The following is an 18,132-nucleotide window of genomic DNA, read 5'->3' on the forward strand; positions in this document are numbered from 1 at the left end:
TTCCCAGGGATAGCTACATCCGTCTGGTGGACATATCCACAGGAATTCGTACACCTGCAAGGAGAAGAATATGAGTAACGTAAAGGTTGTTGATGTCATCATTCGTAAAACGGCGGAGAAAACGAAATTAACCGGCGAAGGAAATCTGTCGGTGTCAATTTCATCGCCGAGCGTGATTGAAATTCAGGGTTCTGCTCAGGACGTGGTGCGTTATGTCCGCCAGGGTAAAGACCTTCTCATTTATATGAAGGACGGCAGTGTTATTCGCTGCAATAACTATTTTGTCGAAGATCCTGACACCCAACATCAGTCAGAGCTGGTGTTCAACGACGGGCAGGAGCTGACTCATATCTCTTTTGCCGATACCGGTGAAGCGTCAGGCGTTGCCGTCACTGAATTATCCGCGCAGGCCACACCCATTAGCAGCATTGAACCCTTCCTGGAGCAGGGAAGCGTCCTGAGCGATGCGCCGTGGGGCTGGATTGCAGGGGCGGCATTAGGCGGTGGTGCTATTGGCGCCCTGCTGGCCCACGGCGGAGATGGCGAAACAAAAACCAAAGTTATTGATAATACGAAGGAAGTAGAAAGCGCCACGCCGACCTTTTTGCTGTCGGACAAGGTGGGCGACAAGCAGGGAGTACTGAGCGCAAACGCGATCACGGACGACAACGCGCCGACCTTTAGCGGTACCGGTCAGCCGGGCGCGACCATCCAGATTAAAGACGGCAGCGGCAGCACCATCGCCAGCGCGATGGTCAGTAAAGACGGTACCTGGACGGTAAAACTTCCGACCCAGGCCGACGGAGAGCACACCTGGTCAGTGGTGCAGATCGACGGCAGTAAAACCACCTCTGCGGGCAGCATCACCGTGACCGTTTCCACGGCTGAGGCCACGCTTGCGCTGGCGACAACGGCGGGGGACAACGTGATTAACGCCAGCGAACAGTCCGCAGGCTTTACGCTCTCCGGCAGCAGCCAGCATCTGGCTGAGGGAACCGACGTTTCCGTGACGCTGAACGGTAAAACCTACACCGCTCAGGTGGGGGCAGACGGCGCGTGGGGCGTTAACGTGCCTGCGGCAGACGCGCAGGCGCTCGGCGACGGCACCTGGACGGTCAACGTCAGCGGCAAAGACGCGGCGGGGAATACCGTGAGCGGAAGCCAGACGATTGGCGTGGATACTGCCGCGCCAACCCTCTCCGTCGATACGCTCGCGCAGGACAACATCATTAATGCCGCCGAGCACAACCAGCCGCTGACGCTGAGTGGTAAAACCAACGCGGAAGCCGGGCAGATTGTGACGGTGACGCTAAACGGCAAAAATTATAACACCACGGTGGGCAGCGACGGCACCTGGTCCGTCACGCTGGCGGCCAGCGAGGTGCAGGCCCTTAATGAGGGAAACCATACCCTGACGGTGAACGTCAGTGACAAAGCGGGCAACGGCTCGTCCGTGACTGCAGATTTCACGGTGGATACCACCGCGCCGGTCGTCACCATCAATACTGTCGCGGGTGACGACATTCTGAACACCGGCGAGCAGGGCCAGGCGCAGATTATTTCCGGGCAGGCGAGCGGCGCGGCGGCAGGGGATGTCGTCACCGTGACCGTTGGCGGCCAGATCTTCACCGGCGTAGTACAGGCAGACGGCAGCTGGAGCGTGGGCGTTCCTGCCTCCGTCATCGGCGCGCTGGGTGAGGGCAACCACACCATTGCCGTCTCCGTCACTGATGCGGCGGGGAATACCGGTAGCGCCACGCACGGCATTTCGCTGAGCGGCAACCCGCCGGAATTCACGATTGACGCCATCAGCCAGGACAACGTGCTGAATGCCCGGGAGGCGATGCAGCCGCTGAGCCTGACCGGAACCAGCAACCTGCCGGACGGCAGCGCCGTCACCGTGACGCTGAACAACGTCAACTATCACGCTACCGTCGAAAACGGTATCTGGGCGGTCCAGGTGCCGGTGTCCGACGTCCTGAATCTGGCGAACACCCTTTACACCGTCAGCGTCAGCGGCACCGACAGCGTGGGCAACAGCGGCTCTGCCGGGGCGACGCTGCTGGTGGATACCGTGCTTCCGCAGGTTATTATCAACACCTTTGCGGGCGACAACCTGGTCAATAACGCCGAAGCGGGCGTGGACCAAACCCTCAGCGGCCGCGTTACCGGCGCGGCGGCGGGCGATACGGTGTCTGTTACCGTGGGCGGCAAGAGCTACAGCGCCACGGTGGGCAGCGATCTGACCTGGAGCGTGAAAATCCCGTCAGCGGATCTTCAGGCGTTTGGCGACGGTGATTTAACCTTCACCGCATCGGTGACCAATTCGCACGGTAATACCGGCACCGGCGAGCGCGATATCAATATCAACGCGGAACTGCCGGGGCTGCGCGTAAACACCATTTCCGGCGATGACGTTATCAACGCCATCGAGCAGCAGCAGGACCTGACCGTCACCGGCGCCAGCACCCACCTGGCCGCGGGCACGACGATCGTCGTCACCATTAACAACGTCGAATATAACGCCGTGGTTACTGCCAGCGGCGGCTGGAGCATTGGTGTTCCTGCTGCGGACCTGCAGGCCTGGACGGCGGGAGAGGTGACGGTTAGCGTCAGCGCAAAAGATGCCTGGGGCAATACCGTTGCGGCTGAACACCCGATTGAACTCGATCTCAACGCCGTGGCGGTCACCATTGATACCGTCTCTGGCGATGACCTGCTGAATGCGGCTGAAAAAGGCAGTGATTTAACCCTTTCCGGCCAGACGCAGGGCGTGGAGGCGGGGCAAACCGTGGTGGTGAAATTTGCCGACCAGACCTTTACCGCGCAGGTGCAGCAGGATGGCTCCTGGAGCCTGACCGTGCCCGCCAGCGCCATGGAAACGCTGATTGACGGGCGCGCGCAGGTGAGCGTCAGCGTCACTAACATCAGCGGCAACAGCGCGGACGCCGCGCGCGTGGTCACGGTGGATACGCAGCCTCCGGCGATTACGCTCGATAACCTGACCGACGACAACATTATCAACGCGGCGGAAGCGCAGCAGGATTTAGCGTTAAGCGGCAGCAGCACGGCGGAACCTGGCCAGACGGTCACCGTGACGCTGAACGGCAAAAACTATCAGACCACCGTCCAGGCGGACGGAACCTGGCAACTGAGCGTGCCCGCGGCCGACGTGGGCGCGCTGGCAGACGGCATTGTTACCGTGAAGGCAACCGTCAGCGACGTGGCGGGCAACACCAGCAGCGCCGATCGCGTGGGTCTGGTGGACGCAACCGTACCGCAGGTAACCATTAACGAGTTTGTCACCGCCACCAACACCGTTAATCAGCTCGCCCATTCACAGGCGCAGATCCTGAGCGGCTCCGTCACCGGCGCGGCAGCGGGCGATCTTGTGACTGTCACCATTAACAGCGTGGATTACACCACCGTGGTGGACGCGGCGGGCAACTGGAGCCTCGGCCTGCCCGCGTCCGTCGTGCAGGGGCTGGCGGACGGCACCTGGACCATTAACGTCTCCGTGACCGACCAGTCCGGAAATACCGGCAGCAGCTCACTGGACGTGGTGGTGAATACCGTGACGCCAGCTATCGGCATTAACACGCTGGCGGCGGACGATGTGATCAATGCGAAGGAGAAAGGCGAAGATCTGCAGATCTCCGGCTCCAGCAACCAGCCGGAAGGCACGACCATTACCGTGACCCTGAACGGTATCCACTATACGGCCACCGCTGACGCCAGCGGCAACTGGAGCGTGACCGTGCCTGCGGCCGCGGTCAGCGCGCTGGGCGAAGCGAATTACACCGTGACGGCGAACGTCACCGATAGCGTGGGCAACAGCGCCTCAACCTCACACGACGTGCTGGTGGACAGCTCGCTGCCGGTTGTAACGATCGACGCGCTGGCGGGCGACAATGTCGTTAACGCGGCGGAAGTGGCTGCAGGGCAAACCCTGACCGGCAAGGTGACGAATGCGGCGCCAGGTGACACTGTCACGATCGCTCTTGGTGGCCAGACATACACTGCAACCGTGCAGGACGATCTCTCCTGGAGCCTGCCGTTAACCCAGAGCCAGCTAACCGCGCTCGGCAACGGCGATTTGACCGTATCCGCCAGCGTTACCAACGCGCACGGCAATACCGGTTCGTCTTCGCTGGACTTCACCATCGACGCCCAGCTGCCGGGCCTGCGTATTGATACCGTGGCGGGCGATGACGTCATTAACGTCATCGAACACGCGCAGAACCTGATTGTGTCCGGCTCAAGCACCGATCTGGCAGTGGGCAGCACCGTCACGGTGACCATTAACGGCAACGCCTATTCCGCCACCGTGCTGGCGGACGGCACCTGGAAGGCCGCGGTACCAGCGGCCGATGTGTCACAGTGGGCGGACGGTTCGCTCACCATCAGCGCCAGCGCAAAAGATGCCTCCGGCAACCCGGTGACCATCGGCACCGTCGTGGACGTCGATCTCGCGCCTGTCGCCATCACCATCAGCAGCGTGACCGACGATAACGTGCTCAACGCGGCGGAAAAAGGCCAGGACCTGGTACTTTCCGGCTCCACGTCCAACGTTGAAGCGGGTCAGACCGTAACCATCACCTTCGCCGGTAAAACCTATACCACGACGGTGGATGCCAACGGCGACTGGACGTACACCGTTCCGGCAGCCGATCTGAGTGGACTGAAAGACGGCGACGCCAGCGTGCAGGTGAGCGTCACTAACGTCAACGGCAACGCGGCTTCGTCTGCGCAGGAATTCAGCGTCGATACCGCCGCGCCGACGGTCACGATTAACACCATCAGCGGCGATAACATGCTGAACGCGGCAGAGGCGGCGCAGGATCTGACCCTGAGCGGGACCTCTACTGCCGAGGTGGGCCAGACGGTCACCGTGAACTTCAACGGCAAGCAGTACAGCGCGCAGGTTCAGGCGGACGGCAGCTGGACGCTGGACGTGCCGGCAGCCGATCTGGTGGGTATTTCCGACGGCAGCGCCACGGTCACCGCTTCCGTTTCCGATAAAGCCGGCAACCCGGCCAGCGCGGATGCTTCCGTGCTGGTGGATACCACCGTACCGCAGATTAGCTTTAACATCGTTGCGGGCGACGACATCGTGAATATTGCCGAGCACGGCCAGGCGCTGATCGTCTCCGGTAAGGTGACGGGCGCGCAGGCGGGCGACGTGATTACCGTCACCCTGAACGGCAAAGACTACACCGCCATGCTGGACGCGTCCGGAAGCTGGAGCGTGGGCGTTCCGGCGACGGACGTGGGTGCGCTGACAAACGGCGACCAGACGATTTCCGCGACCCTCACCGATAATGCCGGTAACAGCACCACCGCGACGCACGAGTTTGACGTCTCCCTGACCGCGCCGGTCATTGCCATCAATACCCTGGCGGGTGACGACGTGATTAACGCCGTCGAGAAAGGTCAGGATCTGCAGGTGTCCGGTACCAGCAACCAGCCTGAGGGTACCACCATTACGGTGACCCTGAACGGCATCAATTACACCGCTACTACCGACGCCAGCGGCAGCTGGAGCGTCACCGTTCCGGCGGCAAACGTTGCTGCGCTGGGCGAAGCGAACTATGCCGTGACGGCAGCAGTGACCGACGCGGCGGGCAACAGCGCAAGCGCCAGCCATGACGTGCTGGTCGACAGCGCGCTGCCGCAGGTGTCCATCAACCCTGTTGCCACGGACGATGTCATTAACGCAGCGGAAGTGGCTAGCGGGCAGACCCTGAGCGGCAAAGTGAGCGGTGCGGCGAGCGGTGACACTGTCACTATTTCAATCGGCGGCAATACGTATACTGCCACCGTTCAGGACGATCTGAGCTGGTCGGTCAACGTGCCGTCCACGGTCTTAACCGCCATCGGTAACGGCGATCTGACGGTGTCAGCCAGCGTCACCAACGGCCACGGCAACACCGGCTCCGGCGAGCGCGACATCACCATTGACGCCAACCTGCCGGGCCTGCGCGTCGATACCGTGGCGGGCGACGATGTCATCAACAGCATTGAGCACGCTCAGAACCTGATTATCACCGGCTCCAGCGACGGCCTGGCAGCGGGCGCGGCGTTAACAGTCACCGTCAACGGCAAAACCTACGCCGCAACCGTGCTGGCGGACGGCACCTGGACGGCGGCCATTCCGGCTGCAGACGTCAGCGCGCTCGGCGCAGGCACGGTCACCGTGAAGGTCGAGGGGAATAGCGCGGCGGGCAACCCGGTCTCCATCAGCCATGACGTGAAGGTGGATCTGGCGGCGGTCGCCATCAGCATTGACGCGATTGCCACCGACGACGTGATTAACGCGGCGGAGAAAGGCGCGGACCTGGTGCTGTCCGGCTTGACCACCAACGTGGAAGAAAACCAGACCGTCACCATCACCTTCGGCGGCAAGTCGTACACCGCGACCGTGGATGCCAGCGGCAACTGGACGGCGACCGTACCGTCTGCCGATTTGGGCAGCCTGAAGGACGGCGATGCCAGCGTGCAGGTGAGCGTAACCAACGTGAACGGCAACAGCGCGTCGGCAGGCCGCGAGTACAGCGTGGACGCCACCGCGCCGACGGTGTCTATCGAGATCGTCAGCGACAATAACATCATCAATGCGGCCGAGGCGCAGCAGGATCTGGTCGTTAATGGTGTAACCAACGCCGAAGCGGGCCAGACCGTTACCGTGACGCTGAACGGCGTGGACTACAGCACCACCGTGCAGGCAAACGGCAGCTGGAGCGTGACCGTGCCGTCCGCGGATCTGAGCGGCATTAGCGACGGTAGCTACACCATCAGCGCCGCCGTGTCTGATAAGGCGGGCAACCCGGCCTCTGCGGATCGCGACGTGCTGGTCGATACCACCGTCCCGCAGCTGACCATTAACACCGTTTCCGACGACGACGTGATCAACAGCGTCGAGCACGCGCAGGCCCTGATTGTCACCGGTTCCGTGACCGGTGCGGCTGCGGGCGACGTGGTCACCGTTACCCTCAATAACAAATCGTACACCGCCACCCTGGACGCCTCCGGCAACTGGAGCGTGGGCGTACCTGCAGCAGACGTTACCGCTCTCACCGCCGGGGATTACACCATTACCGCGGCGCTGACCGATAAGGCGGGCAACAGCAACAGCGCCACGCACGGCGTGGAGGTGAACCTGACCGCGCCGGTGCTGACCATTGACACCGTTTCCGGTGACGATGTGATCAACAATACCGAGAAAACCCAGGAACTGACGATCTCCGGTACGGCCTCCGGCCTGGCGACGGGCGCGGTAGTGACCGTGATGCTGAACGGCAAAGCGTACAGCGCGCAGGTAGACAGCAACGGAAAATGGACCACCACCGTTCCGGCTAGCGAGGTAGGTCAACTGGGCGAGGCGCTTTACACCGTCACCGCGTCGGCGACGGACAGCGTTGGCAACAGCACCAGCGCGTCGCACGCCGTGATCGTCGAGTCCGTTCTGCCGGGGATTATCATCAACACCGTCGCGGGTGATGACGTTATTAACGCGGCGGAGCTGGCAGCCGGCCAGACCATCAGCGGTAAGGTGGTGAACGCTGAGGCGGGCAACACCGTGACTGTGACGATTGGCGGCAACAGCTACACCGCAACGGTGCAGAGCGATCTCACCTGGTCCGTGAACGTGCCGTCCGACGTGCTGACCGCGCTGGGTAACGGCGATCTGACCGTGTCAGCCAGCGTTACCAACGACGTGGGCAATAGCGGAACGGGCGAGCGCGAAATCGTGATAGACGCTAACCTGCCGGGCCTGCGCGTGGATACCGTGGCGGGTGACGACGTGATCAACAGCATCGAACGTACTCAAAACCTGATTATCACCGGCTCCAGCGACGGCCTTGCAGCGGGCGCGACGCTGACCGTGGCCGTAAACGGCAAAACCTATCCGGCGACCGTGCTGGCCGACGGCACCTGGAGCGCGGCTATTCCGGCGGCAGACGTCAGCGCGCTGAACGCAGGCACAGTCACCGTGACCGTCACGGGCCAGAGCAGCGCGGGTAACCCGGTTTCCATCAGCCACGATGTGACGGTGGATCTGGCAAGCGTCGCCATCAGCATTGACGCCATCGCCACCGATGATGTGATTAACGCGGCCGAGAAGGGCGCGGATCTGCTGCTCTCCGGCACCACAAGCAATGTGGAAGAAAACCAGACCGTCACCATCATCTTCGGTGGCAAGAGCTATACCGTGAACGTAGGCGCCGACGGCAAGTGGACGACCACGGTGCCATCAGCCGATCTGGCGGGCCTGAAAGACGGCGACGCCAGCGTGCAGGTGAGCGTCACCAACGTCAACGGCAACAGCGCCTCGGCGGGCCGCGAGTACAGTGTGGATGCGACCGCGCCGTCCGTGACCATTAACACCCTGGCGACGGACGACATTCTGAACGCGACGGAGGCGAAAGCCGATCTGACAGTGTCAGGCACCAGCACCGCCGAAGCGGGCCAGACCGTGACCGTGACGCTGAACGGCAAAGACTACACCACAACCGTCAGCGCAGACGGCAGCTGGACGCTGAACGTTCCGGCGGCGGACCTGGCAGGATTAACCGACGGCAGCGTGACCGTCACCGCATCGGTAAGCGATAAAGCGGGTAACCCGGCGTCCGTGGATCACAACCTGGCGGTAGATATCACCGCACCTGCGGTGACCATCAACACCGTGGCGGGCGATGATGTCATTAACATCGCAGAACACGGCCAGGCGCAAATCATCAGCGGTACCGCCACCGGCGCGGCAGCGGGTGATAAGGTCACCGTCACGATTGGCGGCCAGAGCTACACCACCGTGCTGGACGCGGCGGGTAACTGGAGCGTGGGCGTACCGGCGAACGTGATTTCCGGCCTCAGCGACGGCACCGTGACCATCACGGCGTCAGTCACCGACGCGGCGGGCAACACCGGCACCGGCAGCCATGACGTGACTGTCGATACCGGGCTGCCATCGGTGGCCTTCAACGCCATCAGCGACGATAACGTTCTGAACGCGGCAGAAAAAGGTCAGGATCTGAACGTCAGCGGCACCAGCGCCAACCTTGCGGAAGGCACCGTGGTGACCGTAACCCTGAACGGTAAAAACTACACGGCGACAACGGCGGCAGACGGCACCTGGAGCCTGACGGTTCCGGCCGCCGATCTGGCCGGCCTCGGCCAGGCTAACTACACCCTGAACGCGACCGCCACCAACGGCGTGGGCAACAGCGTGAGCAACACCGCGAACCTGCTGGTGGACACCGCGCTGCCGACCGTCACCATCAACACCGTGGCGGGCGATAACGTCATTAACGCGGCGGAAGTGGCAGCGGGCCAGACTCTGAGCGGCACCGTGGCGAATGCCGAAGCGGGTAATACCGTGACCGTCACCCTCGGCGGAAACACGTACACCGCAACGGTGCAGGACGATCTGACCTGGTCCGTGAACGTGCCGTCTGACGTGCTGGCAGCCCTGGGCAACGGCAGCCTGAGCGTGACGGCGACCGTCACCAACGGCCACGGCAACATCGGTTCCGGCGAGCGCGACATTGCCATTGACGCTAACCTGCCGGGCCTGCGCGTCAATACCGTGGCGGGCGACAATGTCGTCAACACCATCGAGCACGCGCAGAACCTGATCGTCACCGGTTCCAGCGACGGGATGGCGGCGGGCACGGCGCTGACCGTCACCGTCAACGGTAAAGACTATGCGGCTACAGTGCTGGCGGACGGTACCTGGAGTGCGGCGATCCCGTCCACCGACGTGAGCGCGTGGCCGGAAGGCACCGTCAAAATCAGCGTTACCGGCGACAGCGCGGCGGGCAACCCGATTACCATCAGCCACGACGTGACGGTGGATCTGGCGACCGTTGCCATCAGCATCAATTCCATCGCTACCGACGACGTGATTAACGCGGCGGAGAAGGGCGCGGATCTGGTGCTGTCCGGTGCGACCACCAACGTGGAAGCCGGGCAGACCGTGACCATCAGCCTGAACGGCAAAATCTATAGCGCGACAGTAGACGACAGCGGTAACTGGACCTGGACCGTGCCGTCTGCGGATCTGGTACACCTCAAGGATGGCGACGCCAGTGTGCAGGTGAGCGTCACTAACGTGAACGGCAACAGCGCCTCGGCGGGCCGCGAGTACAGCGTGGATGCCACCGCGCCGTCCGTGACCATCAATACCCTGGCATCCGACGATATTCTGAATGCCGCAGAAGCGCAGTCCGATCTGACCATTTCCGGCACCACCACCGCCGAAGCGGGCCAGACCGTGACCGTGACGCTGAACGGCAAAGACTACACCACAACCGCAGGCGCGGACGGCAGCTGGACGCTGAACGTTCCGGCGACGGATCTGGCATCGCTCGGCGACGGCAGCGTCACCGTGACGGCGAGCGTCAGCGACAAGGCGGGCAACCCGGCGTCGGTTGATCACACTCTGACGGTGGACGTGACCGTGCCTGCGGTGACCATCAACACCGTGGCGGGAGACGACGTGATTAACATCGCTGAGCACGCTCAGGCGCAGATCGTCAGCGGCACCGCCACCGGCGCGGCGGCGGGCGATAAGGTCACCGTCACCATCGGCGGCCAGACCTACACCACCGTGCTGGACGCGGCGGGCAACTGGAGCGTCGGCGTACCGGCCAGCGTCATTTCCGGCCTCAGCGACGGCACCGTAACCGTCACTGCGTCAGTCACCGACGCGGCGGGCAACACCGGCACCGGCACGCATAACGTGACCGTCGATACTGGCCTGCCGTCCGTGGCATTCAACGCCATCAGCGGCGACAACGTGCTGAACGCGGTGGAGAAAGGCCAGGACCTGAGCGTCAGCGGCACCAGCGCCAACCTGGCGGAAGGCACTGTGGTGACCGTGACCCTGAACGGTAAAAACTACGCGGCCACGACGGCGGCAGACGGCACCTGGAGCCTGACCGTTCCGGCAGCGGATCTGGCGGGGCTGGGCGAAGCGAACTACACCCTGAGCGTCGCCGCCACCAACGGCGTGGGCAACAGCATCAGCAATACGGCGACCCTTCTGGTGGACACCGCGCTGCCAACCGTCACCATCAACACCGTGGCGGGCGATAACGTCATCAACGCGGCGGAAGTGGCGGCAGGCCAGACCATCAGCGGTAAGGTAGCGAACGCGGAAGCGGGCAACACGGTAACCGTGAATATCGGCGGCAACAGCTACACCGCAACGGTGCAGAGCGATCTGACCTGGTCCGTTAACGTGCCGGAGTCCGTCCTGACAGCCCTTGGCAACGGCAATTTGACCGTATCGGCGACCGTCACCAACGGCCACGGCAACACTGGCGCGGGCGAGCGCGAAATCGTTATAGACGCCAGCCTGCCGGGTCTGCGCATTGATACCGTGGCGGGCGACGATGTGATCAACAGCATCGAACATACTCAAAACCTGATCGTCTCCGGCACCAGCGACGGGCTGGCGGCAGGCACAACGCTCACCGTGACCGTCAATGGCAAAACCTATGCGGCCTCCGTGCTGGCAGACGGCTCCTGGAACGCGGCGATCCCGGCGGCAGACGTTGCGGCCTTCGCAGCAGGTACGGTCACCGTGACCGTTGCAGGCCAGAGCGCGGCGGGTAACCCGGTGACCATCAGCCATGACGTGACCGTCGATCTGGCGGCGGTGGCTATCAGTATCGATGCGATTGCCACCGACGACGTGATTAACGCGGCGGAGAAGGGCGCGGATCTGGTGCTCTCGGGCAGCACCTCGAACGTGGAGGAAAACCAGACCGTTACCGTTACCTTCGGCGGCAAGACGTACACCGCGAAAGTGGACGCCGATGGTAACTGGACGGCAACCGTACCGTCTGCGGATCTCGCGGGCCTGAAAGAGGGCGATGCCAGCGTGCAGGTGAGCGTCACCAACGCGCACGGCAACAGCGCCTCGGCGGGCCGCGAGTACAGCGTGGATACGACCGCGCCTGCCGTGACCATTGATACGGTGGCCGGTGATAACGTGATTAACGCCAGCGAAGCGGCTGCGGGCGTGACCGTCTCCGGTACCACCACGGCGGAAGCCGGGCAGACGGTCACCGTGACGCTGGGCGGTAAGAGCTATACCGCGCAGGTGCAGCAGGGCGGCATCTGGAGCGTGAACGTGCCGGGCACAGACCTGTCCGCACTGGCGGATAACGGCTACACCGTGCAGGCCAGCGTGAGCGACGCCGCGGGTAACCCGGGCAGCGCGGGCAAGACGATAACGCTTGATACCACGCCGCCGACCGTCAGCTTTAACGCTGTCGCGGGCGATAACGTCATCAACAGCGTGGAGCACGGGCAGGCGCAGATTGTCAGCGGTACGGCAACCGGCGCGAGCGTCGGCGATAAGCTGGTCATCACCATCGGTTCGAACCAGTACACCACCACCGTTGACGCCAGCGGTAACTGGAGCGTGGGCGTGCCGGCCAGCGTGATTTCCGCGCTGACCGACGGCACCGTGACCCTCAGCGCGACGATTACCGACAGCGCGGGCAACAGCAGCACCCGCACCCACGATGTGGAGGTCAATACTGCATCGGTCGGGCTGACGGTTAACACCATCAGCGGCGATGACGTCATTAACGCGGCAGAAGCGGGCAGCTCACTGGTGATTAACGGCTCCAGCGCGCAGTTCGCCAGCGGAACCCAGGTCACCGTGACCCTGAACGGCAAGAGCTATACGGCCACCATCCAGAGCGACGGCAGCTGGACGACCACCGTTCCGGCCGCAGACGTGGGCGCCCTGGCCGATGGCGCGAGCTATCAGGTGTCTGTGTCGGCGCAGGACAGCGCGGGCAACAGCGCGTCGGCGACGCACGGCATCAGCGTGGATACCACCGCGCCGGTCGTGAGCATTGCGACGCTGTCGGGTGACGACATGCTGAACGCGCTTGAAACGCAGCAGCCGCTGACCGTGCACGGCTCCTCCAGCGCGGAGGCGGGCCAGAGCGTCACCGTTTCCCTGGGCGGTAAGACCTACACCGCCACCGTGGCAAACGACGGCACCTGGACGCTCGACGTGCCGGTGGCAGATCTGGCCGCCCTGAGCCAGGGCGCGCTGACGGTCACCGCATCGGTCAACGACAAAGCCGGCAACGGCGGCCAGACCACGCATACCTTAACGGTAGACACCGTCGCGCCAACCGTGACCATCAGCACTGTCGCGGATGACGATATCGTCAACAACGCGGAGCAGCTGGCGGGCCAGACGATCCGTGGTACCACCACGGCGGAACAGGGCCAGACGGTGACCGTCTCCTTCAACGGGCACAGCTATCAGGCGACCGTCGGGGTGGACGGATCGTGGTCGGTCTTCGTGCCGGGCCGCGATTTCCTCGGCCTGAGCGACGGGGATTACACCATCACCGCTTCAGTAAGCGACAGGGCGGGCAACCCGGGCAGCGCAACGCACGACGTGACGCTGAACGGCGATGTCCCAACCATCACCATTAACACCTTTGCGCAGGACGATATCGTCAATGCCGCCGAGCACGGAACGCCGCTGATTGTCAGCGGCACCACCGACGCCCCGGCGGGCCAGACGGTGACCATCACCCTGAACGGTAAAACCTATACGGCGACCGTGCAGAATGACGGCTCCTGGAGCTACACGCTGGGCAGCGCAGACGTGGCCGCGCTGGCGGACGGCGGTTCCTACGTGATCAACGCGCAGGTCAGCAACGCCATCGGCAACAGCGCCAGCGATAACCACACCGTCACGGTGGATCTCACCGCGCCGTCGATGGGGATTAGCATTGATTCGCTGCAAAACGACACCGGCCTGAGCGCGAGTGATTTCATCACCAACGACGCTCAGGTGGTGGTCAACGGCTCGCTGACCTCGCAGCTCGGCAATAACGAAAAGGCGCAGATCAGCCTTGACGGCGGCACCACCTGGATTGACCTGACCGTGACCGGCACCAGCTGGCGCTACACCGATGGTCGCACCCTGACGGACGGTACGTACCAGTACCAGGTGCGCGTTATCGATAACGCGGGCAACGTGGGTGCGACGGACAGCCAGGACGTGGTGATTGACCTGACGAAGCCTGTGGCAACGACGATTACGGTCGATTCCATCACCCAGGATACCGGCCTGTCCGGCAGCGACTTTATCACCAGCGACAACCAGATCAGCCTGAAAGGGACGCTCGGCGCGGCGCTGGGCAGCGGCGACCACGCGCAGATCAGTCTGGACGGCGGCGTTACCTGGATCGACGTCAGCGTCAGCGGCCTGAGCTGGACGTACGTTGATGGCCGCACGCTGGCCGACGGGGATTACAACTACCAGCTGCGCGTGATTGACGACGCGGGCAATATCAGCGCCACCGCCAGCCAGGTGGTGACCATTGATACGGTTGCACCGGACGCCAGTAAAACTATCGCCATCGACAGCATCAGCGACGATACCGGTCTGAGCGGCAGCGACTTTATCACTAACGATACGTCCCTGACCCTGCACGGCTCGCTCGGCGCGACGCTGGCGGACGGTGAGTATGCCCAGATCAGCATCGACGGTGGCGTTACCTGGCAGAACGTGATTGTCACCGGCAACAGCTGGTATTACGTGGACGGTCGCACGCTGGGTAACCAGACCTATGACTACTACGTTCGCGTTGTGGATGCGGCGGGCAACGTGGGCGCCAGCGCCCATCAGCAGGTGACCGTCGATACGGTCGCCCCGGATGCAGCGATTACGGTGACCGTGGATAACATCACCGTGGATACCGGCTTCGACAATAACGACTTCCTGACCAGTTCGACCTCGTACACCCTGCACGGAACGCTCGGCGCAGAACTCGGCGCGGGTGAATTCGTGCAGGTGAGCGTGGACGGCGGCAGCACCTGGGTGTACGCCACCGTAAGCGGTACGCAGTGGAGCTACAGCGACACCCGTACCCTGACCGACGGTAGCCATAACTATCAGGTGCGGGTCGTTGACCAGGCGGGCAACGTTGGGGCAACCACTTCGCAGGCGGTGACGGTGGATACCCAGGCGCCGCAGTACGGCATCACCATCGACAGCATCAGCGAAGATACCGGACAGTCCAGCAGTGATTTCATCACCATGGACACCACGCTGACCATCAACGGTTCGCTGGGCAGCGCGCTGGCAAACGACGAGCGCGTACAGATCAGCCTGGACGGCGGGAATACCTGGTCAGACGCCACGGTCACCAACCAGCGCTGGAGCTACACCGATACCCGCGATCTGCCTGACGGGGACTACACCTACCAGGTGCGGATTATCGACCAGGCGGGCAACGTCGGCTCCACCGCGTCGCAGGTGGTAACGGTGGACACCACGCCGCCTACCACGGTCGGCAGCGTAGTGAGCTATACCGACGGCGAAGGCGAGCGTCAGGGCACCTTTGGCAGTGCGGTGGCAACGGACGATAACGCGCCGCTGATCAACGGGACGCTTAACCGCGCCCCGGATGACGGTGAAATTGTTCAGCTCTACCGTGACGGCGTTCTGCTCGGCCAGGTGACCATGAATGGCAGCGCAAGCTGGTCCTTCCAGGACAACGGCCTGAGCGATGGCAACCACATCTACATTGTGCGCGTCACCGACAGGGCCGGTAACTACACGGAATCCGATGGCTTCGTGCTGAACGTGGATACCAGCATCCCGACTACCACAGCGGCGATTACCGCGCAGACTACGTCGGACACCACGCCGATCGTCAGCGGTACCGTCTCCGCTGACCTGGTGAACGGTGAATACCTGGTGGTAACGGTGAACGGAAAAACCTACACCTCCCAGACCGGCGGCGCGGTGGTGGTCGACCCGGATCATAACACCTGGTATCTGCAGATCCCGGACGGCGACGCCCTGAGCGTGGCGAGCTACAGCGTGACGGCGCAGGTGAAGAGCAGCGCGGGTAACGGCAATACCACCGGTACGGCGACGGGCAGCCTGGTGATTGATACCACCTCGGTGAATACCGACTGGGCGACCACGGCGGGGAACAGCAACAACTCGACCATGACCTTCGGCATCAACAGCAGCGGTCTGTGGAATATCATCGCTAACGGCCAGTCTTACTCCAGCAGCGATAGCTCGACCTATGCCGGCAATACGCTGACCAATACCCGTAACTACTACGTGGTGAGCCAGACCGCCGCCGACTTTGACCGTAACGGCACGCAGGATATCTTCGCGACGGAGACCACCTACTCGGGCTCTACGCAGGTGATGTGGACCTATGATGGCAGCACCTATAACGCCAGCCAGTTGGCAATGGGCACCACCATCTGGTACGGCGGCGTGATTGCTTACGACAAAACCGGTGATGGCTATCTGGATCTGGCGTACGGTGACTCCGGCGCGGACTCCATTACCTATCTGATCAACAACAACGGGGTTCTCTCGCCTGACGGCACCTACGGCGGCGCGGGATTCTGGGGACAGTTCACCACCATGCGTGAAATCTCCGGCGTCGATATTAACAATGACGGCACCGTGGATGTGGTTCAGCACACCAACCGCAGCGGCGCATACTCGTTAACCGTGATCAACAACAACGGCAACGGCACGCTCTCCATCGGCCAGAACCTGACCAACGTGTTTGTAGGGAACGCCTCGAATACCACCACGGCGGCGTCGATGACGTGGGCGGACTTCAACGGCGATGGCTACATGGATCTGTACCTGGGCAGCAGCTACAACAACAATGGCGGGGTGATTTACTACAACGACGGTACCGGGAAGCTCTCTGCCACCAAGAGCGCGGTGGAAGCCTCTAACGCCACGGCGGGGTATTTGTCGGTGGCGGTGGACTGGAACGGGGACGGGCAGATGGACATCATCAAGCTCAGCACCTACGGCGGTTCACAGACGGCGACGCTGTTCACTAACAACGGTTACGGTTCTACCTGGACCTCAAGCCAGCTGGCGTCCGGTATTGCCTACGCCACCGGTGTGGCGGCAGTGGACTACAACTGGGACGGCGCGAAGGATCTGCTGGTGTCGCAGCAGAACGGCAAGGTGGTGCTGGTGCAAAACAGCGCCAAAATTGCTGACGGTACCGCGATGCACCTGCACATTGTCGACAGCGAGGGCATCAACGCCTACTACGGCAACACGGTCAATCTGTACAACGCCGCGGGCGTGCTGGTGGCCTCGCAGATCATCAACGCCCAGTCCGGTATCGGTTCAAACGATACCTCTGCGCTGGTGAGCTTCTACGGGCTGGATCCGAATGAAACCTATTCGGCCGAGATCCTGAAGATCACCAACGGCGTATCGGATAACGTCACATGGAGCGGCCTGGAGGCGGGCAACGGCAAAGAGGGCTATGTCCTGACGGCCGAAGCCGCCACCGGGGGCCGCAGCGGGACCATTACCGGAACCGGGTATAACGACACCTTTATTGCAGAGGATGGCACCTATACCTACAACGGCTCCGGCGGCTGGAATACCCATTCCGACTACGACACCTGGAGCAACACCGGTGGGATGGACGTGGTGGATTACCGCAATGCGACCTCCGGCGTGACCGTTGACCTGCGCCTTTCAACCGCGCAGGACACCGGGTTCGGTACGTCACGACTGCTCAACATTGAGGGGATCAACGGCTCGAACTTCGACGACGTCATTACCGGCAACAGCGGTGATAACCAGTTCGAAGGCCGAGGCGGGAACGACACCTTCAACATCGGCAGCGGCGGTCACGATACGTTGCTCTACAAGCTGATCAACGCCTCGGATGCGACGGGCGGTAACGGTCACGACGTGGTGAACGGCTTTACGGTCGGCACCTGGGAAGGGACCGAGGACACGGATCGCATCGACCTGCGCGATCTGCTCTCCGGCAGCGGCTATACCGGCACGGGCTCGGCGAGCTACGTGAACGGCGTGGCCACGCTGGACAGCAGCGCGGGCAATATCAGCGATTACATCCGCGTGGTGCAAAACGGCAGCAATACCGAGATCCAGGTTGACCTGGACGGTACCGGCGGTCAGTTCTCGCCAACCACCCTGGTGACCCTGAACGGCGTGCAGACGGATCTGGCAACGCTGCTGGCGAACCATCAGCTGTTAATTGCGTAAAACAACGCCGCGGGGAGCGATCCTCGCGGTCTTTTGCGTTTCTTTACATGAATAGC

The 18,132-nt window shown here is 62.6% G+C and carries 1 protein-coding gene; it reads left to right on the forward strand.

The window, feature by feature from the left end; all coding sequences use genetic code 11:
* The first annotated feature begins 70 nt into the window (after positions 1-70).
* The gene (locus tag AC4ICF_RS11250) at positions 71-18,076 is read left to right on the forward strand and encodes an Ig-like domain-containing protein (protein WP_316379099.1); all 18,006 of its coding nucleotides are present in this window, start codon (positions 71-73) and stop codon (positions 18,074-18,076) included.
* The last annotated feature ends 56 nt before the right edge of the window (positions 18,077-18,132 follow it).

It is taken from the genome of Enterobacter sp. ECC_219_Taxon_10, from assembly GCF_058354905.1.